At 55.1% G+C, this 24987-nt stretch carries 21 protein-coding genes and 2 tRNA genes; 5 read left to right on the plus strand and 18 right to left on the minus strand.

Annotation, left to right across the window (positions count from 1 at the left end; translation table 11 throughout):
* Positions 1 to 223: 223 nt before the first annotated feature.
* Together E7002_RS01165 and E7002_RS01170 are read right to left on the minus strand one after the other, a co-directional pair.
* Positions 224 to 1630, minus strand: coding sequence for a DHHW family protein (locus E7002_RS01165; RefSeq protein WP_303727096.1), 1407 nt, complete (start codon positions 1628 to 1630; stop codon positions 224 to 226).
* 12 nt (positions 1631 to 1642) lie between these two features.
* Positions 1643 to 3064, minus strand: coding sequence for an MBOAT family protein (locus E7002_RS01170; protein WP_303727097.1), 1422 nt, complete (start codon positions 3062 to 3064; stop codon positions 1643 to 1645).
* 246 nt (positions 3065 to 3310) lie between these two features.
* Between E7002_RS01170 and E7002_RS01175 the strand changes: the two genes are divergently transcribed.
* The 3 genes from E7002_RS01175 to E7002_RS01185 all read left to right on the plus strand — a co-directional run bounded on the left by E7002_RS01175 (position 3311) and on the right by E7002_RS01185 (position 7624).
* A complete protein-coding gene (locus E7002_RS01175) occupies positions 3311 to 5362 on the plus strand; it encodes a sodium:proton antiporter (RefSeq protein ID WP_303727098.1) in 2052 nt (683 codons plus the stop codon).
* Positions 5363 to 5569: 207 nt separating this feature from the next.
* Positions 5570 to 7063, plus strand: coding sequence for an APC family permease (locus E7002_RS01180; protein WP_303727099.1), 1494 nt, complete (start codon positions 5570 to 5572; stop codon positions 7061 to 7063).
* A 147-nt stretch (positions 7064 to 7210) separates the two neighbouring features.
* Positions 7211 to 7624 carry a peptide deformylase gene (locus E7002_RS01185; RefSeq protein ID WP_303727100.1) on the plus strand — a complete coding sequence of 138 codons (414 nt, stop codon included), beginning with the start codon at positions 7211 to 7213 and terminating at the stop codon, positions 7622 to 7624.
* Positions 7625 to 7789: 165 nt separating this feature from the next.
* On the opposite strand, the gene E7002_RS01190 is transcribed toward E7002_RS01185, so the two are convergent.
* From E7002_RS01190 to E7002_RS01255, 14 genes are all read right to left on the minus strand, one after another.
* Positions 7790 to 7866, minus strand: a tRNA-Glu gene (locus E7002_RS01190).
* Between the two features lie 5 nt (positions 7867 to 7871).
* Positions 7872 to 7945: transfer RNA gene (locus E7002_RS01195), tRNA-Gln, on the minus strand.
* Between the two features lie 307 nt (positions 7946 to 8252).
* Positions 8253 to 8444, minus strand: a complete 192-nt coding sequence (locus E7002_RS01200; protein ID WP_303727101.1) for a hypothetical protein — start codon at positions 8442 to 8444, stop codon at positions 8253 to 8255.
* Positions 8445 to 8471: 27 nt separating this feature from the next.
* Positions 8472 to 8630 (minus strand): hypothetical protein, encoded by a 159-nt coding sequence (locus E7002_RS01205; protein WP_303727102.1) that lies wholly within the window; start codon positions 8628 to 8630, stop codon positions 8472 to 8474.
* 362 nt (positions 8631 to 8992) lie between these two features.
* Positions 8993 to 9418: a hypothetical protein gene (locus E7002_RS01210; RefSeq protein ID WP_303727103.1), complete on the minus strand. Its 426-nt coding sequence runs from the start codon at positions 9416 to 9418 to the stop codon at positions 8993 to 8995.
* Positions 9419 to 9530: 112 nt separating this feature from the next.
* Positions 9531 to 11096, minus strand: coding sequence for a nucleotidyltransferase family protein (locus E7002_RS01215; protein WP_303727104.1), 1566 nt, complete (start codon positions 11094 to 11096; stop codon positions 9531 to 9533).
* Positions 11083 to 11655, minus strand: coding sequence for an FmdE family protein (locus E7002_RS01220; protein WP_303727105.1), 573 nt, complete (start codon positions 11653 to 11655; stop codon positions 11083 to 11085). The genes E7002_RS01215 and E7002_RS01220 overlap by 14 nt, the downstream gene beginning before the upstream one ends.
* Before the next feature lie 45 nt (positions 11656 to 11700).
* Entirely contained in the window at positions 11701 to 11958 is a 258-nt protein-coding gene (locus E7002_RS01225; protein ID WP_303727106.1) for a PqqD family protein, read from the minus strand.
* A complete protein-coding gene (locus E7002_RS01230) occupies positions 11959 to 12879 on the minus strand; it encodes a hypothetical protein (RefSeq protein ID WP_303727107.1) in 921 nt (306 codons plus the stop codon).
* Between the two features lie 791 nt (positions 12880 to 13670).
* On the minus strand, positions 13671 to 14573 hold the full coding sequence (locus E7002_RS01235; protein ID WP_303727108.1) for a hypothetical protein: 903 nt from the start codon (positions 14571 to 14573) through the stop codon (positions 13671 to 13673).
* The gene (locus tag E7002_RS01240; RefSeq protein ID WP_303727109.1) at positions 14560 to 15687 is read right to left on the minus strand and encodes an ABC transporter substrate-binding protein; all 1128 of its coding nucleotides are present in this window, start codon (positions 15685 to 15687) and stop codon (positions 14560 to 14562) included. The genes E7002_RS01235 and E7002_RS01240 overlap by 14 nt, the downstream gene beginning before the upstream one ends.
* A 133-nt stretch (positions 15688 to 15820) precedes the next feature.
* The gene (locus E7002_RS01245; RefSeq protein ID WP_303727429.1) at positions 15821 to 16072 is read right to left on the minus strand and encodes a TIGR03905 family TSCPD domain-containing protein; all 252 of its coding nucleotides are present in this window, start codon (positions 16070 to 16072) and stop codon (positions 15821 to 15823) included.
* Positions 16073 to 16504: 432 nt separating this feature from the next.
* Entirely contained in the window at positions 16505 to 16681 is a 177-nt protein-coding gene (locus tag E7002_RS01250; protein ID WP_303727110.1) for a hypothetical protein, read from the minus strand.
* Positions 16682 to 16925: 244 nt separating this feature from the next.
* On the minus strand, positions 16926 to 18323 hold the full coding sequence (locus tag E7002_RS01255; protein ID WP_303727111.1) for a glucosaminidase domain-containing protein: 1398 nt from the start codon (positions 18321 to 18323) through the stop codon (positions 16926 to 16928).
* Between the two features lie 258 nt (positions 18324 to 18581).
* On the opposite strand from E7002_RS01255, the gene E7002_RS01260 reads away from it, so the two are divergent.
* Together E7002_RS01260 and larA are read left to right on the plus strand one after the other, a co-directional pair.
* Positions 18582 to 19799: a 3-phosphoglycerate dehydrogenase family protein gene (locus tag E7002_RS01260; RefSeq protein ID WP_303727112.1), complete on the plus strand. Its 1218-nt coding sequence runs from the start codon at positions 18582 to 18584 to the stop codon at positions 19797 to 19799.
* Between the two features lie 66 nt (positions 19800 to 19865).
* On the plus strand, positions 19866 to 21116 hold the full coding sequence (gene larA, locus E7002_RS01265; protein ID WP_303727113.1) for a nickel-dependent lactate racemase: 1251 nt from the start codon (positions 19866 to 19868) through the stop codon (positions 21114 to 21116).
* 77 nt (positions 21117 to 21193) lie between these two features.
* Here larA and E7002_RS01270 read toward each other — a convergent pair whose 3' ends face one another.
* Both E7002_RS01270 and E7002_RS01275 read right to left on the minus strand, forming a co-directional pair.
* Positions 21194 to 22942: an ABC transporter ATP-binding protein gene (locus E7002_RS01270; RefSeq protein ID WP_303727114.1), complete on the minus strand. Its 1749-nt coding sequence runs from the start codon at positions 22940 to 22942 to the stop codon at positions 21194 to 21196.
* Positions 22939 to 24822: an ABC transporter ATP-binding protein gene (locus tag E7002_RS01275; protein ID WP_303727115.1), complete on the minus strand. Its 1884-nt coding sequence runs from the start codon at positions 24820 to 24822 to the stop codon at positions 22939 to 22941. Before E7002_RS01275 ends, E7002_RS01270 begins: the two co-directional genes overlap by 4 nt.
* Positions 24823 to 24987: the final 165 nt, after the last annotated feature.

The raw sequence follows: 24987 nt of genomic DNA on the forward strand, positions 1-24987 counted from the left end.
CTTGGACATTTTGGGCCTCCTGCGTAGCAGAGAGGAGGCAACATCGGGGACCACGATTGTACAGCATGGCACGTATGCCGCAACAAACGCGCAACACCTACGCACGACCCACGCGCAACATACTGCGTTTCAAAGACGCACACACCACAAACGCCCAGGAAAATACTTATCGATTGCTTCCGTTCGCCAGCAAAAACATACCGTTCGCCGCCTGGCACGACAATCACTCGTAAAGCAAAGCCTCTATCTGCTGGGGCACCTTCGTGGTGCCGGCAAGCGAGATGTTGTTCACGAAGATGACGTCGCTTATGCCATGCTCCCGCACGAACGAGGGGATGCTCGCATCGCTGTATCGATAGTCGATCACGTATACGTCCTCGTAGGAGCCAACGAGCATCGGAACGAACGCATTGCCGAAGGAGTCCTTCACCACCAGGCACGCCGAGCCATCGGATAGTTCGGGGTTGTGAATATGCTGCTCGGCCTGATCGCCATTTATAAAGCAGCTATACAGGTTGTTCGAGCTCCATCCGTCAACGCTCATGATCACGTTTCCCTCAAGCTCCTCGCCATCGGCCGTGACGTAGGTCATATCGTTGGTGGCGGAGGGTACGTAGGCCTCCACGTAATCGGGGTCGGCGGCCATGGCGGCATCTTCGCCCAGCTCGGTATAGAACGACCCCAGGAAAGGCTGGTAGACGCGCTTTTCCCACGTGAGCATATCGACGGGCTCGATGCCCTTTTGCTGGCAGAACACCTGGTAAGCGTAATATGCGCCAAGCTGCGTCCAGTGATGGTCGGTCTTGAAGTAGATGTACTCGTCGCGATGCGCGCGAAGGGCCTCCAGCGGATCGACCCCTATCACCCGCTCGTCGTAGAGGCTGAAGAAGTACTTGATGGCCTGCGCCTGATCGGTGCCGCCCAGCGAAGAGAGCACGTCCTCGTCGAGCATGGCCGCCGAATTGTTAGGAACGATGAGGGAATAGACCTGGGCCTGGCCATCGAGTAGCTCCGCAGCATGGTTCATCGCGGCCGCGTAGCTTTGCACTGACGCTTGCGAAAAGTAGTAGATGCTATAGGCAGACGAGCCCTGCACGTACAAGCCATCCATGATGCTGTCCTCGACTTCGGCATCGCGGCTTTGCTCGGTGGGCGTATCGACGTATTCGTGCTCCTGCGTCTTGGCGGCGGAGCCCTGAGACATCTCGCCTTCCGCGGGAAGCTCATCGGCCTGCACGTTGCCACCAACAAAACGCGTTTCCGGCTGAATGCCAAACAGGTCGTTTAGGCTCTGATCGGCCGAGACGAGCATCTCGCGCAACGGATAGGTATCGGAATACCACAGGGACACCTGCGTGAAATACGAGCCGTCAAGAAAGCTTTCCACGGTGAACGCGGGAAACTCCGTCAGCTCGCGCTTCTCCGCTTCGGATACGGAAGGACGCGCGAAGAACGCCAGCCCCACGATCGTGCCAAGGAGAAAGACGAACATGACGGACCGCACGGCAAATCGCTGGCAAGCAGCCAGGCTAAAGCGAGAGTGCTTGGACGAAGCCGCGCCATGACGAGACCGCGAAGCCTTGCGTTGACGCGCATGCGAGGCACGGTTGCTTGATTCTCTATCGTTCACGTTCGCACCTCCTTAGAACTGGAAATAGATGAACGGGTTGTACGTGGCACCTGCAAGGGACACGACAGACAGCAGGAGCAACACTACGGGCGTAATCGCCTCGGTCACGCCAAACACCACGCCCGCCACGGTATTGCGCTTCGCCATCTTGAACAGCTTCCCCCGAAGGACCTTACCCAGGTTGGTGCAGGCCACGATACAAAACGCAAGCAGAAACACGTTCTGCAAAAAGAGCGTCCCCACTTCCATGCTCGTAAGGGGAACGCCCCCGACCAGAAACATATTGGCAAGCACCGAAAGCAGTTCGCCCATATCTTCGAAGCGAAAGAGAACCCAGCCCACAAGTACTACCAGACAGGCATATGCATGGTCGAGGCCACGCGGAATGCGCCCCTTGATGACGTAGCGTTCGAGCATGAGAAACGCAAGGTAGAACAAACCCCAGAAGATGTAATTCCAGCTTGCGCCATGCCACAGCCCCGTAAGGAACCACACGACGCAATAGTTGCGCACCACCAGGGCCTCGTCGCAGCGACTGCCACCCAGAGGGATATAAACGTAATCGCGGAAAAACGACGAGAGCGATATGTGCCAACGACGCCAGAAGTCCTTGATGGACGTAGCCATATACGGGTAATTGAAATTCTCGAGATAGTGGAAGCCCACCATGCGCCCCAAGCCAATGGCCATGTCGGAATACGCGCTGAAGTCGAAGTAGATCTGGAACATGTAGAAGATCATGCCCAGCCAGCAGCCCAACGTGGGCTCGGAGAACACCGCGCCCACGCCCGTAGGTAACAGGGTATCGGCCACCTCGGCGCAGGAATTCGCCAGGATGGCCTTCTTGGCAAGCCCCACGCAGAAACGGCGCACGCCATAGAACACGTCCTTGCGCGTTACGCGTCGGTTGTCGATTTCCGACTGCACCGTTTCATAGCGAATGATGGGGCCCGCAATGCACTGGTGGAACAGCGAAGCGTACATGAGGACCTTCCAGTACGCTGGCTGCGCAGTCACGTCGCCTCGGTATACGTCGGCTACGTACGAAATGAGCTGAAACGTGTAGAACGAGATGCCGATGGGCAGGATGATGGTGGGAATCTCGGCGGGCACGCCCGTAAGAAACTGGATGTTGCCCAACAGGAACATCGTGTACTTGAAATACGCAAGCAGCCCCAAGAGCACGATACAGCATGCGACAAGATTCGCCCGCTTGCGCGAAGCCGATTGACTCGACTGAATGCGAAGAGCAAAGAACCAGCTGGCGAGCGATTCAAACATGATGAGGGGCAGATACTGTGGGCCACCCCATGCGTAGAACGCGAGCGAGGAAATGAGAAGCCAGGGATTCCTGAAGTGCTTGGGCGCGAAAAAATAGACGACGAGGTGAATGGAAAGGAAGGCAAACAGAAAAACGAGACTCGAGAAAACCATACCCTCGCTGCCTTCCCCAATCCAGCGAAACCCTACCGTACGCAAAGCATACTAGCAGATTGCGCACGACAAACGTCCTCGAAGATAGGGGCTTTTCCGAAAACGGAATTGCAACTTTCCACGCGCGCTAAGCAAGGGCATGTTCGGGAACGGAATGGTTAAATCTGACGGAGCTTTCCAAAAGGCAAAAGACGATTTAGTACACTAGAGAAAAGAACATGGAAAAGAAAGCAGGTAGGAAGCCCTTTGGCAACATTCGAGTTTATTCTCATCTTAGTCGTAGCAATTCTCGTCTCCGCCATAATCGGGCAGTTCACCCACCGCGTTTCGCTCCCCCTCATTCAAATCGGCACGGGCCTGGCCTGCGCAATGCTCTACCTCTCGCCCATCGACCCCACGCTCGACCCCGATTTCTTCCTGCTGCTCTTCATCGCGCCCCTGCTCTTTCACGACGCAAAACGCGCCGACAAAACGGCGCTCTGGTCCAACCGGTACATCATCCTGTCGCTTGCCGTCGGCTTGGTTATCGCCATCACCCTTGGCGTGGGCCTTTTCATAAGCTGGCTCATTCCCGCCGTGCCCTTCGCCGTCGCCCTGGCCCTGGGGGCAACGCTTGGCCCCACCGACGCGGTCGCAGTGGCCTCCATGTCGGAAAGCGCCGAGCTCGATCGCGACGATAACGCCCTGCTTCAAGGCGAAGCCCTGCTCAACGATGCATCGGGCGTCGTTGCGTTCCAGTTTGCGGTCGTCTATGCGACGACGGGAGGCTTTTCAGCAGGCGAAGCCATTACGTCGTTCTCGACGCTCTTCGTGGGCGGCATCGCAGTGGGAGCGGTCATGGCGCTCGTGCTTCACGCCGTGGAAACCCGCATCCGCAATTCGGGCATGGAGTCCACCACCTTCTACATCCTCTACGACATCCTTTGCCCCTTCGCCATCTACCTGGCCGCCGAAGAAGTGTTCGGCTTCAGCGGCGTTTTGGCGGTCGTCACCGCAGGCATCATACTCGGTAGCTATCGCGACCAGCGCATTGGGCCGAGCATTTCGCAGCTCAACATCAAATCGCAGAGCGTATGGGATCTCCTTTCGTACCTCATCAACGGCATCGTGTTCGTCATGCTGGGCTTCCAGCTCCCCCGCGCCATGCAGGTCGTGTGGGGTAACTTGGAAGTATCTCACCTGCAGCTCATCGGCTGGGTCCTGGGCATCACCGCCATCATCGTGCTCGTTCGCTTCCTGTGGCTACTCGCCACGAACTACCGCGCCGGGCGCGGGGCAAACCGCACGAAGGTCAAGTGGAAGCAGCGCGTGCTTTCTGCCCTAATCACCACGTGCGGCGGCCCCAAGGGCGCCGTTACGCTGGCCATCGTCTTCAGCCTGCCCTACGTAGTGGCGGACGGCTCGGCATTCCCGCAACGCGACCTGATCATCTTCCTGGCATCGGGCGTCATCGTATGCACGCTTGTGCTCGCCAACATCGCGCTGCCTTTGCTGGCCCCCGCAACCGAGGAAACGAACGAGAGAGCCGAGATGCAGTTCGCGCAGCGACGCATCGCCGTATTGCAGAAGGTCATCGCCCGCCTTAACGCGCAAATCGAGGACGACAACGCGGCAGCCATCCAATCCGTAGTCGTTTCGTACCTGAACCGCATATCGCGCATACGAACGCAAAACGACATCGCCGACCCCCGCCTGCGTGACGAGGGGACGAACGCGCGCCTCTGGGTGTTGCAATTCCAAAGCGACTATGTGAACACGCTCATGGACGAGGATAAGGTCGACCTCGTCTTGGGCTACGAGTTCCTGAAGAAGCTCGACCGCATGGAGAACGTCGCCCGACATTCCCACGGGAGCTTCCGCCGCGCCATCGCACGCATCGCCAAGCGGGGCCTGCGCTCCGTGCATATGGCCATCGGCGTAATACGCAAGAGCGTGAAGCCCGCCGGCCTGGAAGACAAGATTGCCATGACAAACCTCCAAATCGAGGTGGAGGAAGCCACCATCAAGCAGCTCGAAGGCATGCTCGACGGCAAGCTCTTCAGCTCCACGACCGTCGCCTCAGTGCTCGCGGCGCACCATGGCACCCTTGCCCGCCTACGCCAGGGCATCCCCTCGATCACGCAGCAAATCGCCTCGTACAACGAGGATTTCAACGACATGCAGACAGTCGGCCTGAAACTCGAGCTGGAAACCATCCAGCAGGAATACGAGAAGGGCCGCCTGACGCGTCAGCAGGCCCAGTCCATGCGCGAGGACGTCTACCTCATGCAAATGGACCTGGAGGGCTTCATCGCCTAGCGAACCCGGCGTCATCAGGAAGCGATGGCGCCATTGCGCATACCGCAAAAACCCAATAATTCGGTCTTTCCGCATACGACGGATATCGTCTGACACTTTGCCACGCTGTAGTGCTATAGTGACGCACCAAGGGACGCAGGTGGCCGCTGCCACACGTGCCCCGAACGATATGCAGGAAACAAGCGAATGCAAACCGGAGGAACGCACATGAAAGACGCGATTGCGCAGGCGGAGGCACAGCCCCATCTGAAGCGCGCATTCGGAATGAAGGAATGCGTCACCATCACCGTGGGTACGGTGATTGGCGTGGGGCTCTTCACCACAGGCGGTAACATCGTAGGGCAAATGGGTCCGCAGGTTGTGCTGGCCACGCTCGTCGCCATGCTGGTGAGCATCTTTCCCGCCCTCATGTACGGCGAAATGGGCGCAGCCCTTCCCTACGCAGGCGGAACCTACCAATACGCTTCACTGGGCCTTGGACGCCCCTTCGGCATGCTCGCAGGCTGGAACTTCATCATCTCGCTTGTGGCGGTAACCGGCGGCGAATCGCTCGCCTTCAGCTACTACCTGAAAACGGTATTCCTCGCCTTCGGCGTAGAACTGCCCATTCCCGACGCCGTTATCGCTGCCATCGCGCTGGCCATATTCACTATCACGAACGTCCGCGGCGTGAAGATCACGGGCCGCCTGCAGAACGCCTTCATGTTCTTCTTCTGGGGCGTGGCGCTCATCTGGTTCCTCACGATGATCCCGAACGTATCGCTTCCCCATTTCGTCCAGGCTCCCGACTTCCTAGGGCAAACGGACGGCATGGGCTTCATCGCATGCGTAGCCATCATCTGGTGGTGCTTCGCAGGCTTCGAAACCTGCTGCGCCATGGGAGAGGAAATCAAGTATCCGCACATCAACATTCCTCGCGCGCTCATCCTGTCGCCCTTCATCATCTTCGCAGTCAACGCACTGTTTCAGTGGTTTCTGGTAGGAATCGCACCCACGGAAAGCCTAGCGGCCATCGCCGAATCGTCGGCCCCATACGCAGAGGGCATGATGACAGCGGGTATCCTGGGTCTCCCGCTCGCCCTGCTCGCAGCTGGCATCGCATTCGGCGGTGACTTCTCCACCCTGAACGCAAGCATCGCCGTGCCGCCGCGCTACCTGTTCACCATGGCACGCGATGGGGCCATGCCGCGCGTATTCGCGAAGGTGCACCCGAAGTACGAAACGCCCTTCGTATCCATCATCGTGCTCGGCGCCGGTTCCATCCTGCTCGTATGCACGAACACGCTGGATTACATCGCCTCGCTAAGCCTGTTCGCCGACCTGTTCTACTACATCATCGGCATCTGCGCGGCCATTGGCCTGCGCGTGCGCTACCCCGAAATGAATCGCCCCTTCAAGGTGCGCGGTCTGATGGCGGGCGGCATCGTAAGCGCCGTCATCTATGCCATCATGATGACGCAACTCGAATCCGACGCCATGATTACGGGTGCCATTTGGTGCGTCGCTGGCCTTGTCATCTTCTTCATCTGCCAGAGCATTTACGGCAAGAGCGAAATTGTCATTCCGGACAAGGCTCCCGCCGAACCCGAGCCCGAGGAACGCGCCAAGATGGACCGAGAATTCAAGCTCTGGACCGTCATCTCGATAGCAGCAGCGCTCATCGCGCTACTTCTCTACGCATTGCCCCTGGCCATCGCCTAACGCACGTGACGGGGAGGAGCCATTGGCCCTCCCCGTTTCACTTTGCACACCATTCCGCCATCCCCCACCACATTCCCGCGTAACCGCAAAATGCGCGAAACCGCAAGCCCTCGCTGTACACTAGAGCATATGAGAAAGCGAGGCAGTATGATTCGGCCCATTATGGACAAGCAGTTCTTCCTAAAACAACCGAGCGTTGAGGCTACGGCAGCAGACATTGCCACGGCACGCGATCTGGCCGAAACGCTAAAGGCGCACCACGCAACATGCGTTGGCATGGCAGCCAACATGATCGGGGAACGCAAGCGAATCATCGCCGTCCTGGACGAGGCAGGCAACATCCTTACGATGCTCAACCCGGAAATCGTCGATTGCAAGCAACCATACAACGCCACAGAGGGATGCCTATCGCTCCCAGGGGAACGGGAAACACTCCGCTACGAACGCATCACCGTGTCCTATCAAGATGAAGCGATGCAGGTTATCAAACGCTCCTTCAAGGGCAGGGTCGCGCAGGCAATTCAGCACGAAATCGACCACTGCAACGGCATCCTCATCTAGGTACCCCAGCGTTCGCTGGCAGGCTTCCTCACCAACGGACGGCAAAGAGGAAGCGAGAAGAGCAACACTCTGAAGCTGCTCGCAAAGATGTCACGAATTGTCGCGCATCCAGTCCGCAGGAAAAAACAAAGCAGGCCAGGAGATACATCCTGGCCTGCGAACATTTGGTAGCCCGTACGAGATTCGAACTCGTGATCTCCGCCTTGAGAGGGCGATGTCCTAAACCGCTAGACGAACGGGCCATATATGGCTGGGGTAGCAGGAGTCGAACCCACACATACGGTACCAGAAACCGCTGTACTACCATTATACGATACCCCAGTAGCACTTCGTTGCTTCACTGTGTTTCACAACGCGAGTGAGTATATTACGGGTCATCCCCCATGCCGTCAACCCCCTTTCGAAAATGTGGATATATCTTCACGAAGAGGGCTGACAAGCTTTTCCCGCGCTTCACCGATAGCCGTTCCGCATATTGTCGATTTGCTCGAGCTGACGATTGCGCCGTTTTTTCTACACCGTTCCACGCTGCGCTGCCACATCGTTCTGACCTCGTCGAATGCGCGGGCCTACAAGTCCTCGGCGATCTCGTCGAGCGTCTCGCATATGCGAGACGCCTGGCCGGCGCTCATGCGGTCGATGTCCATAGCCGTCGCCACCCGCTCCACCTTGCGCGCTGACGCTGTTGACCACCCTCCCGGAAACCGCGGCGACTAACCACCCGGTCGATGCGAGAGTAGCGCACAATCAGGTCCTCTGGGAAGCAGCTTCCCATGCGCAGCTTCGAAGCCTTCAGCGTGATGGGCCCAACGCTCGTCACGAGCGTGCGCTCGCGGTAACCGTTGCGCTAGTTGCCGTCGGCGCACGCATCTTCGGCCTGCGCGTCCATGATCTCGTTCACCGGGGACTCGGCCATCAACCGTATCGACTCCTGCAGGTTCACCACACCATCGTCAAATCTCGGAACCTCGGGCACGACGACACCCATCTGCTCTAAACTTTCCATTGCGGTCATCGCCTTTCTCGCGAATCCGCCAACTTCGACAATTGACGATTCTAGGCGATGACCATTTCCTTCACGAGATCATCCCTCCCGCGAAACGGCCGTTACACCAACTTTTAGGGCACGATCATCACCCACCACCTACTTATCGTCCTCTACAAACGGGGAGATTATCGGCCAGACAACCGGCGCGAGGAGGGCGCAATCTTGTCGAGACGGCAGTCGCAAGCCTTGATCACTCTTCTACGACATAGAAGTCTTCCACAACGAAGGAACACGAGGTTAGGATACGACAACGGCAAAACAGATGTATTCGCACGAACCGCACTCATTATGAAATATTTCATCTAGCAGCAGGCATAAAGCTAGCCGCTAAAAGCCGAATCCACCATGATTCGCCTACGCCGACGCCCCCATATCCTAACAATCCCTCGAAACAACCTCCACCGCGACTTGCCGCAGATTGGATTTACATCCCCTTCATGAACTATAAGAGACCTCGAGATGGCCACCAACACATTCATTTCGAACCAACTGTAATGCCATGGAACAATCTCGCCACCGTCACGAAATTGAATGCCAACAAGTCTTCCAATTACCGATTCCGCCCTCCTGCATTCAAACGAACCTGTCACGTCTCCTTTAAATAATAAAGACCGCTCGTAGAGAGCCACAAGCCGATGAAGGGCCAGCTCACCACTCTCCTGCACAACAAGAAACAAATGCCCAACCTCCAAAGCGATCGGCTGCTGAATAACGGCATAATCACCAGCAAAAAGCAGCGGCTCCATACAATGCCCCGAAAGCGGAACAATCAAACTCCCTCGCCTATGTAGCTTGGCAACCAGGGCAGCGTTACGAACCCCCCTTTCGTGCAACAAAGATGAAGACGCCTGACGGGGATTACTTCGATACATCCGGATCCACCACACTTCTACGCCCAGCGCCGCTGATCCTTAGGCCATCACTCCACTTTTCGTGAAACAATCGGCCACATTCATGCTGAAAAACGCTTGCATCCGATACAAAATGGTCTTTTCTTTCTACCTGAACGCTAAACAAAGTCGAAAGTAGCGACGTAACATCCACGCTAATCCCTTCGCTGCAGCCCCCAGCATTGATAGAGCATCGACAACAAAAGCCACTCACGTCATAACTAGCTTTTTTTCTGCGAGAGATATGATGTGAAATACGTGCACGACATACGGGCTCACCATTACGCACAAACAAATCAATCATAACCTCAGAAATATCGCATTGAAACAGGGGGTAGAGCCTCACTTGAAATACGAATCCCGCAATGTCCACTACGAGACAGGAGGGGATTTCCCATTTCAACCGTAAAAAACCTTCCGAGACACAAACAAGACAAGCAATCCCTGGCGCTATACTCTTTCGCCATTCGAAATGTACATAACGACCATCCTTCAAAACAAGCTCATCTTCAGAGCCACGCAACTTCCCAAGGAAAGTACATTCAGCCGATTCCTTCCTTAACTCAGTATCGAAGAGGCGGTCTGTATAGCATGGAAAATGTTTATTAGAGTCAGGCAAGCCGTAAATGCCGCTGAAAGACGGAAGGAGATCCGCCAGATTGCTCAAAACGGCATTTCCACAATCATCCAAACCCCATTCAGACAGAAAACAGGTAGCTTCGTTAAGAAGAGAAACCCCACAGACTTCAATCGCGCGAGCAAGGTCGAGGTAGATTTTTAAACCCAAAGAATTAGGCGTTGCGTTTGAAAAATACGTTTCAGAATCCTCGTAAGCAAAAAGGAGCAACATGGCGAGCATTCGCGCATCGGAAGGGACATTTACATCGAATCCGCTAATCGAGCATATGCATGTGTCCCAAACAAAGGGGGTTGATTCCAAAGGCCCAACCCCAAATAGCCTGTCATGGATCTCCAATCCAACCCAGGTTCCGTTCACAAGCGCGACATACGGAGAAAGATGAGCGACATCAAATCTATGCCGAAGCATGTAGGGTGCCTGAATCGATTCTACTTCACTTTGCGAAAGATCATCAAGGTGATTCCTGATAGCAAAAAACTCAGCTGGCTGCATAAATCCACACGTACGCGCCACATAATCAGCTTTTGGCAAATCTTCTTGAGCCACAAGTATATCGACATCGGAGTACGATCTCATCAACTCCGACCCATATAGTCGCTTGGCCTGCGGGGCCCCTTTCATAACGACAAATCTCAGATGTTGCCTTCGCGCCTCCTCGATAAACAAGATAAGCGCTTGGATTAAAAGACGATCTCTACGCTCAAAAGAGTAAATCATCCTACGGAACGAATCCTGCAGCACACCCGACATCAAGCTAAGCTCTTCTTTGCAGGGCAGCAAAACCCCAAACGCAGAAAGACGATTGACTACTCGCATCATCCCAAACGAATCATTCTGACTTGTGCAACCCTCGAAAACGCGAATGCGCTCGACAAGCTCTTTAGTAGGCAGCATCGTGAATGCCTCCTCGCAAAAAATAATCCCCGCAAGGAATGCAATAGGCACTCCCCGAAAAATATACCTCACGACCATCCTGAACCATCTCGCCACATCGAGAGCAAACTACCTCCCGAGTTATTTTTCCCGGCAAATCGAAATCGGAGAATCTTTTCGCAACTTTCTTAATTTCAAAAAGGTCAGAATCGGAAACGGAAGAAAATTTCTTTACAACATCTAATCGAGAAAATGGGAATGCTTCACTTCTAAACCTAATCCGATACCCCATGCCACTACGCGTGTTGTAAAACGAGGCTGAACACTTGCCATAATCGAGAATCTTATATCGTTTCCTACCTACCGAAAGCCCTGTTGCAATGAGGATCCCATCTGCTGGACAACGATCAGTTTCCACCTCAACAACAAACGATTCATCCGCCCAATCGGCATCTAGCAAATCAGACGCAAACAAAGCCATCCGAACTCCAACATATAGACCAGTGCACATATGGCCATGAAATGCAGAGGCGCGTTCAAGAAGCGCTATAAACTCGCAACTCTCTATGGCTGGATTCACTCTGAAACCTCCTCCTTGAGAACGACCATCGCCACCTTCATCCTCTCAGTTAGCAACAACAAGGCCAAGATCGATGAGTTCGTTGAGCAAACACAAACAATCAGTGTCAACATCCTGATTGTCCGTCTCGAACATCTCCGCAATCATCGCAGCAGCGGCATTTTTATCCTGAAATTCGAGAAGACACTCCAAGAAAACCGAACCGGTAGCGTTCAAGCCCGAAATATCGCCTTCTTTAGATGAAAGAAAAAGAGACCCGTTAATTTGCTCCATGCTCACACCATCAGCCAAACGAAACATCATTCACCAGCCTTCCTCAGTCAGAAATACATCCAAGCAGGCAGATGCATTGTCTACATCTGAAAAACGTACGTCTAAAAATAAAATGCATCCTGCGTTGCTCATATTTAAAAACCGAGCGAGCGACCTCGAAGGTCGCTCTTTTCCAAATAGCGACCCGAGAATGCCAATAGGCAAACTGCTAAATGAAGCTTTGGCGATTGTCGTTGCTCGAGCTTCAGGATCGTACTTCGGAAAAACGATTGCCCCAATGAGCTCCCCATAGTCTGGACCACCGTAGCAATCGACCTCGGTACGTGCGACATAGAACGCTCTTCCATGATTGGGGTCTTCAATCTCGATCATGCGACTTGCGTCATATTTTTCCAACAGCGCATAGTTCGTTGCCTTCAACTGAAAAGGGAAAGGTTCATAACGCAAGCTTCCCAACGTCACGTTAAGAAAGCCACATTCATCCCCAATAAACGATCCGTATTGGGAGAAGGTAAGCGCAATACTTGTCTTTCCGCTGCCAGAAGCGCCCACGAAAGCAACCTGTCTGCCGCGATAAGAGACAGAAGAAGCATGCATGACATACTCAAACTCATCCAAATTGCTCAGAAGCAGGTTCTCAATGCGACACATTGCTAAAGTCAAAACCGCAGTGCGATTTAATCCGTTAGCTACAGGAATTCCGTTCACCCAAAGCTCATAAGGTCCAAAGCCGTCAATCAAGACAATCTGACGTAGCCGAGCAAAATCAGAATCGGACTTTATATCAGCAACCGCAAAAATCTTGGAAAACAGCAAGGCAATAGATGAATCCCTTACGAATAGTTCGAGAACACATGAGCTTAATTGGATTGGGATTCTATTAATCGACTTAAGCTTTTGAGTCCCTCTTTCACCCTCATCCACTTTATCCTCCCCTACATTATTGACCATGGCGCGCGAATGCCCATCACGGGAACAATCGCTCTAAAGCAGAAAGACACTTCGAATCCTTATCAAAATATGGCACTCCATCATACTGTCGAATCGAATTAATCGATTTCAAAAGCAACGAGCGTTGCACCGCATCTACCTCATCGATATCGTCAAAAGAAAGGTCAATTCGCATCCTTGACATCAGGCAAAGAAGCGGCAAAACGAAGTATTTCAATGCGCTTTGCTGCCCACACAGCATGTCCCCCATACACAATAAGGAGCCCACATGTAATACCAGGAGAATTCAACACGGGCTCCTTCGTATGGAAGTACCCCTCTGCGCCAGCGCCGAATATCATCGTAGCAGCCGTCAACATACCAACGAGAGTCGTCATGCACGCGATTACCAGAAGCCGCCTACGCAGCTTGTACGCGCGCTCAGAACCAAGGGTTCTCACGAACCGCTGTTTAAACATTTCGCCAAATAGAGATCCGATACTATATCGAGCATCATTCGAGAAAAAAACAACCCGTAAATGATCCGAGTCAGCAAATGACAAAGTACGAGCAGGCCATGCCGTAATAAGGGTAAAAGCCGAAACGAATATTACAAATACCCCATCCGCAATACATGTCGCGACCCAAAGGGGAGGCACCGAAGACATCTGGACAACGGTGCGAACCAGCGAATTGCATCCTACAGCAAACACAACTAATGCGAAGATGGACACCCAGAGCACGCGACGCCACACACGCTTTCCGTCAAGCATGAATCCCCTCCAAGTTCGCCAGCCATAATTCAGCATCCTTCATAGAACGTTCACTTTGCCGTTTCCGCTGACCTCAACAGTTTTATTAACCATAGAGAAGCTCTCGCCTCCTCCAGCTGAGAAAGCGTTCATGCTAAGCGTAAAATCACATCCAACTGGAGAGCTCACTTCAAATGTAAGACCAGCGGATACGCAAGGATAACGAGAATATGTCCTCCAAGGAGGGGAGAACATTACATCATTTTGATGAGAAATAAACCATCCACGAGTTGCAAGCTGCCCAAGAGTATACCCATAATTCGACAGCACGTAGTCGCCAATGGCAAAGGCGGCCCCAACCGGCATAGATGCAGGAAGAGTAATGAGAGACGTAACTGCGTCTAAGGCATAGCCTAAATTATTTAATTCATCAATGTCATTTGAAGACACGTCATCTGGAAGAGGGGGACTTGCAAAAAACTCAATAGTATTTTCATTGATTCTCGCTTCTCGCGTAGAAGATGAAACCTGCAGAGAAAGATTGTCGACGACATCGGCGAATGCAACCCCGGAGTCATTGGACTGAGGAATAACCGCCCCCTCACATGCGGCAACAATAGTGAAGTAGTAATTAAAGTTACCATTTGACCAGATTGGACCACTCCACCCGACCCGCATTCCCATAGCTAAATAACATGTCCGATGCCCTTCAAAATAAACGCGGCCCGAATCCACATTTGGATAATAGTAGCCAGACACGTAATCGGTGTACTCAGTGCTATCGCAACTTACAGAAGTATAATTTCGTTGATTAGAAATTGGCGGGACGACAATGCCACCGCCTCCGCCACCTCCCCCTCCCCATCCTCCAGACATCGACGCTTCTACGCTATCGAGTTCAGCAGCCGTCCAAGTGACAATCGCAGGCGTTTCATATGCGGCTTTCGTGCTAGCATTCAACAAGGTATCCGCCCTTCCGATATGTGCCAATGAGCTTTTCAATCTCACCCTCGTCTGATTCGTAGCCATAGAAAAGTCGATAGAAATCTGCCGCTAGAGTTCTTACATCATAGTTGCATTGAGAGGGCCACACGATGCTCGCCAACCACAGTATTCCAATAGATTGGACATGCACCAAAGAACCAAACCAGCTATAAAAAAGAGCTGGCGAAACGGCAAATCTACGATCCGAAACCGCTTTGACATTTCGCCATACATCCCATGCGGTACCTTCGCGCACAATAAGAGAAGCGAGGGAACTCGTGTCATCAAAGACAATAAGATTTGGATTCGCTGAATTTAACTTACCAAAATCGACGCTTCTAGTAGTGAAATCATACGGCGCAACAACCGGCCGCGCACCAATATACGAAATTGCATCAATTTGGACGCTAACGCTGCTCTTCACCTCAAGGCCCAATCGCCTTGGAGCGTAAAAAATCGAGCAAGGGTTGTCGATTCTCCGCCTAAGCGCTTCCACTCGAGCCATAGCACTCTCGACAAAGCTCGCAAGCTCCTCTGCGCGTTGTTGCCGGTTCAGTAATTCACCAAGCAAACGAAACGCTCGCGAAAGGTTTCCAAAAGACGTATCCAGAAATACGCAAGGTATTTCCCCATGATTCTGCAGTGAATCGAGCTCGTCGCAAAGACCATCCCTAGGAATCCCCGCATCGAGCATGACATCCGCACCTACAACTATAGCCGATTGGGGTTCTACATCTACTCCGCTTTTGGCGCCTCCACCAGTATTTGGCAGCTGTGCGATTCCCCCTATGCTCGTCTTACGCCATTCATGTCCATCTGAATCATCAATCTCCGAAACAACGGAAGCAAGAGCATCAGGACATAGCGTGCAAACTAGACACTGAGCGATGTCGCCGAGAGGCATTACACTCTTAACCTGGCTTGAGACCTTCACCACTCTACCAAGCGAATCCGTGAACCCTCGATGAGCTCCTTGGGCCGCAGCCAAATCCGGGAGCCCCAAAGTAAGCGTAGAGAGCAATCCAACAGACGCCATCTGCGCAAACCTACGGCGAGAAAAATCCCTTGAAGAGCTTCTCACAGCAATTCCCATCAGACCCCCCTATTACAAGTACGAAATGTTTCATTCCCAATTAAACGTCATTGACAGAGAATCAAGCTCTAATCCGCATTCTCCCCAAGAGCTTTTAACCGCATAATTATTTCGATTAATTCAAATAATGGATTTAAAGTTGGACTTGCGCAGAACGGAGAGCTTTCGTAAGTTGATCGCAACACGAGGTTTCATCGTGACGATGGCACGTATTACCTTCAAGCAGACTACAAACATGATCGACGGAAAGACCCTCGATAAGTTTCGAAACAGCATTAAGGTTACCGTCACAGCCGCCATGAAACTTGACGACCTTAACTACATCTCCCTTAAGCTCAATATCTATGGCGTAGCAACACACACCATTTGGTCTATACGTATACATAATCGCCACCCTCACTATTGAGCAAATACCCGACGCAATAACGGAAACAGGGTATTCTGCCAAACTCCCTCTTTCAGCAAGATTATTCTGGTTTAAGGATATAGTCAATACAGAATATTTATTCTTTCGTCAACTATTAGTTGCGGATCGTATTCTTCTTGATTGCAAAAGCAAACTGGACACTACAACAGCAAGTTGGACAGCTGCCTTATTTCCGCATCCCCTCAAGGCGCAAGTACCAGAGAATGGCCAGATTACTTACAATTTATGCTTTTAAAGGACGTTTTCGCGGCATCTTGTAACCACCTTCTGGACGGCTGACGCATCGGGGCATGTTCACGCCAACCCCAGCGAAGTTTTGCAAAAGCAGTCTGGACGCTTCGAGATGCCTCGTATGTCTCCTTATCTCGGCCCTCAGTTAGGCTAGGATTGCTATCGTTGCAGCTCGAACAGGCCCAGCTTCATCACGTCGCCGTCTGGCGGGACGGCAGTGACGCCGAGGTTCTCGAGCAGGTTGGCGTGCATTCGCACTTGAGGCAAGTTCGACATGTACGCGTGCCCGGCCCGGGAGAGGGCACTGTTCGCATGCTCGATTGCCGCACGGGTCATACCGCCGCTTCCTGGGGGTGTCTTTGGCAAGACATTTTCAAGTGTCGACTTTTACGCTACCACATCCACTTGGGGGCACCGCTTGCACGAGGCGGCGCCCGACGTGCACTTGAAGCACAGCATGACGACCCTGCATTCGGCGCAAAGCGCGCACCTCGCATGCGGCGGGGCTTGCACCCGCCCCTACTGCAACATTAACCTAGATGGGTGTTCAGGCTACGAATTCAATTGAGGGAAGCACCTGCTAACTAATACCGTACCAGGCAATTCCCTCGTCGTTCCAACCCAGAGAAACCAGCCAATCTCGCTCCTCGGCGCTCGTGGTGAAGTTATGCGAACCCGACGTTGCGTTTGGGTTGTACTGGCGATACAGCGGCACGGATTTGGAGTCATCGCTATACCAGCCGATGCCCTCGTAGCGCCAGCCTAGCTCGACCAGACCATCGCGCTCCTCGGCGCTCAGGGTGTAATGGTGATCGCCGCCATTGGGGTTGTAGAGACGATAGACGGGCGTAGAGGAGCTATTGGGAGCAATCCAGCCAATGCCCTCCTGCTGCCAGCCCAGGCTCACCAGATTGCTGCGCTCGACAACGCTCGAGGTGTAGAAATGCTCGCCGCCGTTGGGGTTGTACAGGCGATACATAGCCACCCCATTGAGGCTGGGAACCGAGGAACCGGAATAGCACGGAATGATGTAGGCGTACGAGGGCTCTACGTTGTTCTTCGCGTATACCGAATCCATAAGGTTGGCGATGGATTCCGGCCACTGAACGTCGGTTGCGTACTCGTGCCACGCGGAACCAGAAGAGCAACCATAGTCATTTGCCCTGTTGTAATCCCAGCGCATGTTGTAGATGGTGGAAGCGGCATAGGAATCGTACACGCGATGCACATAACGAGTGGAAATCCACTTTGCGCCACCCAGAATGGCAGCCTCGGGAGAGTTCCAGCCATTCTGAACCGCCATGCTACGACCGCCCGAAAGCGGGCTGCTGTCGTACGCGCCAATGCCGAAGAAGTTGTAATACGTTCCCGCAGCATAGGTCGTACCTTCGATATCGATGGTGCCATCATAGTAATAGCCTCGCGCCAGCGTGGAAGTTCCCCACCCCGACTCCAAAACGGCATGCGCCACCAAATAGGCGGCACTTACGCCATACATCTGCTCGGCCTTGATAAAGGCGTACCCCATGCCATGCAACGTGCCGGAACGGCCATTCGAAGTCGAGTCGATGAATGCATCGATCTGGGATGCCGTAAGCCCCGAGGCAACGGTAATGTCGGCGAACTCGGAAAGGCTCACGCTATTGGGGTTGAGCGCATTCAGAATCTGGCTGTACGTGGCGGTAGAGCCACCATACTTGTTGGTGCCCTTCGCATACTCGAGGGAAGCCATTTGTTCAATAGAGATGGAAAGGTACGTAATACTGCCCGATGTGGACTGCAGGCTAAGCGAAGAGAGCGGATCGCTCGTATCTTCCGCCAGGGCCTGGGGCGTGTAGTCATCCGTGTCAATCGTCTCGTACGACGATTCGTCGGCACTTTCGGATCCCGTTACGACTTCGGCAGCATAGGCGGTAGACGAGACCGCCAAACACGCTAAAAGACATACGGTGGCCAACAGGGCGAGGGTTCGTTTCATAGTGCGTTCTCCCTTAGTCATCGTTCTTGCGCCGCCATGGTAGCATGCGCAACACTCTATTCACGACCCCCCACACCAGTATACGACAGCGCTGCACGAAGAGCCCATCGGTTGCACATAATCCAATTGGGTTACACCCAAGACGCTTTAATGCAATGGAGTGCAGTTAGCGTGAGTTTCCTGGCAATACAACGCAGTTAGGGTATCCTGTTCTGAACCCCGAAGAGTGTATACGGGTAGAAGAAAGAAAGGGAATGTATGCGCTACGTAAAGATCGTCGACAACATTGCAAACGGCATCACGCGCGATAGCACGCCCGACTTGGGAGATGGCTACCAGGGAACCAACAACCTGGAACAGGCCGATGCCATCCTGGTGCGCGCGAGTAGTCTTCACGAGATGGAGTTCCCTGCTTCACTGCGCTGCATCGCCCGTTCTGGAGCTGGCTTCAACAACATCCCCCTCGACCGCTGCGCTAAAGAGGGTATCGTGGTCTTCAACGCCCCTGGTGCCAACTCGAACGCCGTAAAGGAACTGGTCGTTGGCCAGATCATGCTCAACTCGCGCAACACGCGCGGCGGTGAGCAGTGGGTGCTCGACCATGCGCAAGACGCCGATGTGGCGAAGGGCGCCGAAAAGGCCAAGAAGGCATTCGTAGGCCACGAGGCCATCGGTCGCAAGGTAGGCGTAGTTGGCACGGGCGCCGTTGGCTCGAAGGTAGCCAACGCCCTGGTCGCGCTTGGCATGGAAGTCCATGGCTACGACCCCTACATCTCGGTGCAGCACGCCTACGAGCTCTCCCACCGCGTCATCCGCGATGCCGACCTGAACGAGATGTGCAAGGGCTGCGACTACCTGACCCTGCACGTGCCCTCGAAGGAAGACACCCTGCAGATGATTGGCGCCGAGCAGCTGAACCTGCTGAACCCGGGCGCCATGCTCATCAACTACGCCCGCGACACCATCGTGAACGAAGCCGACGTTGCCGCCGCGCTGGAAAGCGGTCAGCTGGGCCTGTACATCACCGACTTCGCCAACCCCGAGGTCATGAAGATGAAGAACGTCATCGTGACGCCTCACATGGGCGCCTGCACGCGCGAAGCCGAAGAGAACTGCGCGCACATGGCCATCGCCTCCATGAAGGATTACCTCAACCATGGCATCATCCGCAATTCGGTTAATTACTCCGATTGCGACATGGGCCCCTGCACCTGCACCGGACGCGTCGCCTTCTTGCATGCGAACGTACCCAGTATGATTAGCCAGATCACCAATGAACTCGCTTCGCGCAACGTAAACATTGCGCGCATGATGAGCGTGCCGGCAAACGAGCACGCCTACACGTTGGTCGATATCGACAACGAACTCGATCAGGAAACCGTTGATGCGCTACGAGCCATCCCGAACATCTATCGCGTTCGCATCGTCGTTCCCGCAGACGGCCTCGACGGCGGCCTTGGAACCGCTACCAACTAGCAACCGTATGGGCCCGCGCGTTTCGCCGGGCCCTTTTCATGCCCTCATAATGCCGAAAGGAACCGAATGATCGTCGAAGTGGGTTACGGAAAAGGCTCGCAGAAATGCGAAGTGCCCGATCAGAACCTCATGGGAATCCTCGCCGCAAACGACGTGGACGTATCCCTCACGGGCAGCGCAGAAGTCGAACGCGCGCTTCGCGAGCCCATCGAAAGCGCCTCGCTATCCCAGATCGTGAAGCCCGGCGAAACGGTTGCCATCATCACGAGCGACATAACCCGGCCCATGCCCACACCCGAGGTACTGCCCGCGGTGCTCGACGAGCTCTATCGAGGCGGCGTGCGCCCCGAAGACATCACGCTCGTATTCGGCCTGGGAAGCCATCGCACGCAAACCGAAGAGGAGCAGCGGCGTCTCGCCGGGGAACGCGGCTGGAACGAGATTCGCTGCATCGACTCTTCCGCAGAGGAATTCGTAACCCTGGGCACGACCGCGGCTGGCACCCCTGTGGAAGTGAACAGCACCGTTGCACGCGCCGACCGCGTCATCTGCATGGGTAACATCGAATACCACTATTTTGCGGGCTACTCCGGCGGCGTAAAGGCCATCATGCCCGGCGTATCCACCAGCAGCGCCATCGCGAACAACCACGCCATGATCGTCGATGCGCGCTCGTGCGCCGGCAATCTGGAAGACAACCCCGTGCGCAGGGACATCGAGGAAGCCGGCGCCATCGTGGGCTGCGACTTCATCGTCAACGTGGTGCTCGACGAAGACAAGCGCATCATCCGCGCTTTCGCTGGCAATCCCGTTGCCGCCCATCGACAGGGCTGCGCATTCCTGGATACGCTCTACCGCATCGACATTCCTCACCGCGCCGACATCGTCATCGATTCGCAAGGCGGAGCGCCCAAGGACCTCAACCTCTATCAGACGCAGAAGGCCCTGGACAACGCAAAGTACGCCGTACGCGAAGGCGGCGTGATCATTTTGGTGGGGCGCTGCAACGAAGGCCTGGGAAACGCCACGTTCCAAGCGTGGATGCATGAGGCAAAAACGCCAGCCGATGTTCTGGAGCACCTGCAAGCAACGTTCGCCCTGGGCGGACACAAGGCCGCAGCTGTGGCGAAAATCCAGCTTATGGCCGACGTGTACCTGGTAAGCGACCTTCCCGAGGAACTTGCGCGCGATTGCTTCTTCACGCCCTTCCCCACGCTGGAGGAAGCGTATGCGGCTGCCGTGGCGAAGATGGGCGAAGAGGCCAGCGTACTGGTCATGCCCCACGGAGGAAGCACCGTTCCCCACGCGCTCGCATAGCACGCACGGCAAGCAAGCAAAAAGAAGCCTGGCCGCACAACGCGCGCCAGGCTTCCTTGTTCTTGCGCGATAACGCCCTACCCCAGGCGCCATCCTTCCGCTTCGGCGCGCGTCTGCACGAAATTGCGATACGTGCCTTCCTGCGCAACCAGCTCGGCATGGGTGCCACGCTGCGTGAGGTTGCCAGCGTCGATAACCAGGATCTGATCGGCATTTTCTACCGTGGCCAGGCGATGAGCAATAACCACGACCGTCTTGCCACGCGTGAGCTCGGAAAGAGCCTGCTGCACGAGGCGCTCGTTTTCCGGGTCGATGGAGGCAGTCGCCTCGTCCAGAATGACGATGGGAGCATCCTTCAGCAAGGCACGGGCAATGGAGATGCGCTGGCGCTCGCCACCCGAAAGCGTGGAACCACCAGCCCCAACAACCGTCTGATAGCCATCGGGCAACGCCATGATGAAGTCGTGGCATCGAGCACGCTTGGCTGCCTCGACAACCATTTCGTGCGTGGCGTTGGCCGTGCCGAAGGCGATATTCGCCTCGATGGTGTCGTTGAACAGGTACACGTTCTGGAACACCATGGAGAAGTGCGAGAGCAGGCTGTCAACCGTGAACTCGCGTACGTCATGGCCACCCACGCGCACGCAACCCGACGACACATCGTAGAAGCGCGCCATGAGGTTCGATATCGTCGTCTTGCCCGAACCGCTGGGACCCACGATGGCCGTGGTGGTGCCCTGCGGAATGTCGAACGAGATGCCATGCAGAATTTCGCGGTCGCTATAGCCGAAGTGCACGTCCTCGAACTCGATGCCATACGAATCGATCTGCACGTCGGAGCCGTCCTCGTCGATGAACTTGGCGTTCTCGATAGCTTCCAGGCGATCGAGCGAATCATTGAACTCGGCAAACAGGTGGGCAGCGTCAGTCAGGCGCATAAGCGGCGCAAAGATAGTCGTGGAGAGGAACGCGATGGCTATGAACTCCCACAGCTGAAGCTGGCCCGCAACGAATGCTGCGCACACCGCCACCAGAAGAATGGCGGAAGAAGCCTGCAGGATGAAGTTGTGGGTGATGTTAGGCGGCGTATACGACTTCTCGATGACGATACGAGCGTTCGTAAGCTCCGAAACCGCCTTGTCGTACGGACGGCGTACGGCTTCGCTCGTGCCGTACGACTTCGCCGTGCCCAGGCCGTTGTACAGGCCAACCGTGGCACCCGCCAATCGCTCCGTCGCATTCTTCGCAGCGGGCGTATTCTTCGCGCTGGCCCTGTTCACCGCGGTAAGCGTAAGCGATACGAGGGCAATGGCGCAGATGGCGATAATGCCGGCAAGAGGGCACGTAACCAGAAGCCATAGGATGATGATGGCAGCCGATACGTAGGCCCCCAGCGCCGCATCCACCTGACGTACGGCCTCGAGCTCCATCATGTTCAGGTTGGTGGTAACCACGGAAAGAATATCGCCCGTCTTCACCTGCTGGAAATAGCCAAGCGGAACGCGCTTGAGCACGTCGCCCACGGAAAGACGCATCTGCGCGGCCGTTTCGTAGCCCACGGAATCCTGGCAGCGCGCCTTCGCGTACGTGAAAACCGCACGCACGAGAACGCAGATGACGATAACGCCGAGCGCCAGCCATACGAACGAACCGTCGAGTTGGGTTTCACCACGCATGTCGGCGGCAAGCTGGCCAAGCACCCATGCCGCTAGGAAGATGGGCATAGCCGTGGCGATGGCGGAGAAGATGGACAATACGAACCCAGCGTATACGCGACCCTTCAGGGTGGAAACCCAGGCAATGATCCTTCGGTATGCACGAATCATCGCGCATCACCCCCTTCCAAAGCGGCGGCTTCCCCGGCATGGGAACCCGCAGCCCAATCGGCCGCACCAATGTGGGCCTTCCACATGGACGCATACAGGTCGTTTTGCGCAAGCAGTTCGTCGTGCGTGCCACGCGCCACGATTTGCCCGTCGTTCACGACGCAGATGCAATCGGCAGCGGTAATGGTGGAAAGGCGATGAGCGATGACGATGAGTGTCTTGCCCTCCGACAAACGGGCCACGGAGCGCTGGATGCGCGCTTCGTTTTCGGGATCGGCGAAGGCGGTCGCCTCGTCGAAGACCACGATGGGCGCATCCTTCAGGATGGCACGGGCAATGCAGATGCGCTGACGTTCGCCACCCGAAAGGGCATGGCCCGCCTCACCTGCGGGAGTATCCCATCCCTTGGGCAGGCGCTCGATGAATTCCTCGCAGCTGGCCGCACGGCATGCCGCATCGATTTCCTCGTCGGATGCACCGGGGCGACCCATGGCCACGTTCTCGCGCAGCGTGCCATCAAGCAGGAAGTCGTCCTGCGAAACCACGCTCACCAAGCTGGAAAGCTGGGAAAGCGGCATCTTGCGCACGTCTACCCCGCCAATGCTCACGGAACCCGAATCGACGTCCCAATGGCGCATGATCAGACGCGCAATGGTGGACTTGCCTGAACCACTGGGGCCCACCAACGCGGTGAAGCTACCCGTGGGAACCGACAGGTCGACCCCATGCAGCACTTCCACGCCATTGGTATACGAGAAGCGCGCATCGGAAATCTCCACGCCATAATCCGCAACCGCAATGGGCTGGTCGCCCTGGGCAAGCTCGGGCAGTTCCAGGAACTCGCGCGCATCGGTGATGCAATACGCCACGAGGTTAATGTCGTTGAACGCCTTGCCCAAATACGTTACGGGCGTGACGACGGCAATGGCGAGCACGCACGCAAGGCCAAACGAAGCGGGATCGATATCGCCGCCCAAATAGAGGGCAATGCCCACGGGAACCACGCCAAGCAGCGTGGTGGGCAGCACGGACATCGCAAGACTCGTTGCCACCCACGACGTGCGCATCCATTCGAGCGTGTAGGACAAAAAGCCCGTAACCGCGCTAGAAAACTTCGCATACGAAGAGGTGGCCTGGTTGAATGCCTTCACCACGTGAATGCCCTCGATGTATTCCACGACAACCGAGTTCACACGGTCTTGCTCGTCCATGTAGCCGTCGTACATCTTGTAATAGCCCTGCATGCCCAGCGTGAGCACGAGCAGGCCAATGGGCACCGTAACGATGCAGGCAAGCGCCAGGCGCCAGTCGATGACGACGAACCACACCACGATGGCCAAGGCCAAAAGCAGATTCGCGGAAAGCTCGGGAATGAAGTGCGCGAGCGGGATCTCGATTTGTTCGATGCGGTCGATAACCAGGTTCTTCAAGTTGCCGATGCTCTTCGATCGCGCCGTGCCCAGCGAGGCGTTCATGAGCTTCGTGGCGATTCCCTCGCGCAGGCTGCCCAGGATGGTATAGGCGCTGATGTGGGAGTTCACCGTGGAGGCAGCAAAGAACAGCTGCTGGGCGGCATAGAACAAAATGGCGATGCCCACCCAGAACATCACGACATCCCAGGACATTTCCGCAGGCGAGGCAACTGACGTCGCTTCGCCGATGATGCGGTAAATGGAATAGAACGGAACGAGACCCGAAAACACGCTGATAATGGAGAGGATCTCGGCCAAAATCATGCGACCCCGACAGCGGCTGGCAAACGACATGAGCGTCTTGAACCACCCGCGCGTATCGCGCGTGCGCGCCTTGCGAGACGAAGATGAGCGGGGCTGCCGCTTCTCCTCGCCTTCAGAGGCGTCTTGCGTGCTGTTTTCTGACATATGCACTTCCCTTCGCAAAAAATAGGAGGTAGATAACGCGTTATCAACTTGCGTTTTACCTATAGTGTGATTTAATTAGGCTACCCTAACACGAGTCATTATAATAACATTTCATTTCACGAATGAAGTTTTATGACCCGTCACGCAAATATCACAGCCCAAGGG

Source organism: Denitrobacterium detoxificans (assembly GCF_015062615.1).
GTDB lineage: Bacteria > Actinomycetota > Coriobacteriia > Coriobacteriales > Eggerthellaceae > Denitrobacterium > Denitrobacterium detoxificans_A.

Excerpts from the sequence above, each read along its gene's own strand:
- E7002_RS01170 (WP_303727097.1), bottom strand. The coding sequence starts at position 3,064 with ATGGTTTTCTCGAGTCTCGTTTTTCTGTTTGCCTTCCTTTCCATTCAC.
- E7002_RS01180 (WP_303727099.1), top strand. The coding sequence starts at position 5,570 with ATGAAAGACGCGATTGCGCAGGCGGAGGCACAGCCCCATCTGAAGCGC.
- E7002_RS01185 (WP_303727100.1), top strand. The coding sequence starts at position 7,211 with ATGATTCGGCCCATTATGGACAAGCAGTTCTTCCTAAAACAACCGAGC.
- E7002_RS01205 (WP_303727102.1), bottom strand. The coding sequence starts at position 8,630 with ATGGAAAGTTTAGAGCAGATGGGTGTCGTCGTGCCCGAGGTTCCGAGA.
- E7002_RS01210 (WP_303727103.1), bottom strand. The coding sequence starts at position 9,418 with ATGGAGCCGCTGCTTTTTGCTGGTGATTATGCCGTTATTCAGCAGCCG.
- E7002_RS01215 (WP_303727104.1), bottom strand. The coding sequence starts at position 11,096 with ATGCTGCCTACTAAAGAGCTTGTCGAGCGCATTCGCGTTTTCGAGGGT.
- E7002_RS01225 (WP_303727106.1), bottom strand. The coding sequence starts at position 11,958 with ATGATGTTTCGTTTGGCTGATGGTGTGAGCATGGAGCAAATTAACGGG.
- E7002_RS01230 (WP_303727107.1), bottom strand. The coding sequence starts at position 12,879 with ATGGTCAATAATGTAGGGGAGGATAAAGTGGATGAGGGTGAAAGAGGG.
- E7002_RS01240 (WP_303727109.1), bottom strand. The coding sequence starts at position 15,687 with ATGGGAATTGCTGTGAGAAGCTCTTCAAGGGATTTTTCTCGCCGTAGG.
- E7002_RS01245 (WP_303727429.1), bottom strand. The coding sequence starts at position 16,072 with ATGTATACGTATAGACCAAATGGTGTGTGTTGCTACGCCATAGATATT.
- E7002_RS01250 (WP_303727110.1), bottom strand. The coding sequence starts at position 16,681 with ATGACCCGTGCGGCAATCGAGCATGCGAACAGTGCCCTCTCCCGGGCC.
- E7002_RS01255 (WP_303727111.1), bottom strand. The coding sequence starts at position 18,323 with ATGAAACGAACCCTCGCCCTGTTGGCCACCGTATGTCTTTTAGCGTGT.
- E7002_RS01260 (WP_303727112.1), top strand. The coding sequence starts at position 18,582 with ATGCGCTACGTAAAGATCGTCGACAACATTGCAAACGGCATCACGCGC.
- larA (WP_303727113.1), top strand. The coding sequence starts at position 19,866 with ATGATCGTCGAAGTGGGTTACGGAAAAGGCTCGCAGAAATGCGAAGTG.
- E7002_RS01270 (WP_303727114.1), bottom strand. The coding sequence starts at position 22,942 with ATGATTCGTGCATACCGAAGGATCATTGCCTGGGTTTCCACCCTGAAG.
- E7002_RS01275 (WP_303727115.1), bottom strand. The coding sequence starts at position 24,822 with ATGTCAGAAAACAGCACGCAAGACGCCTCTGAAGGCGAGGAGAAGCGG.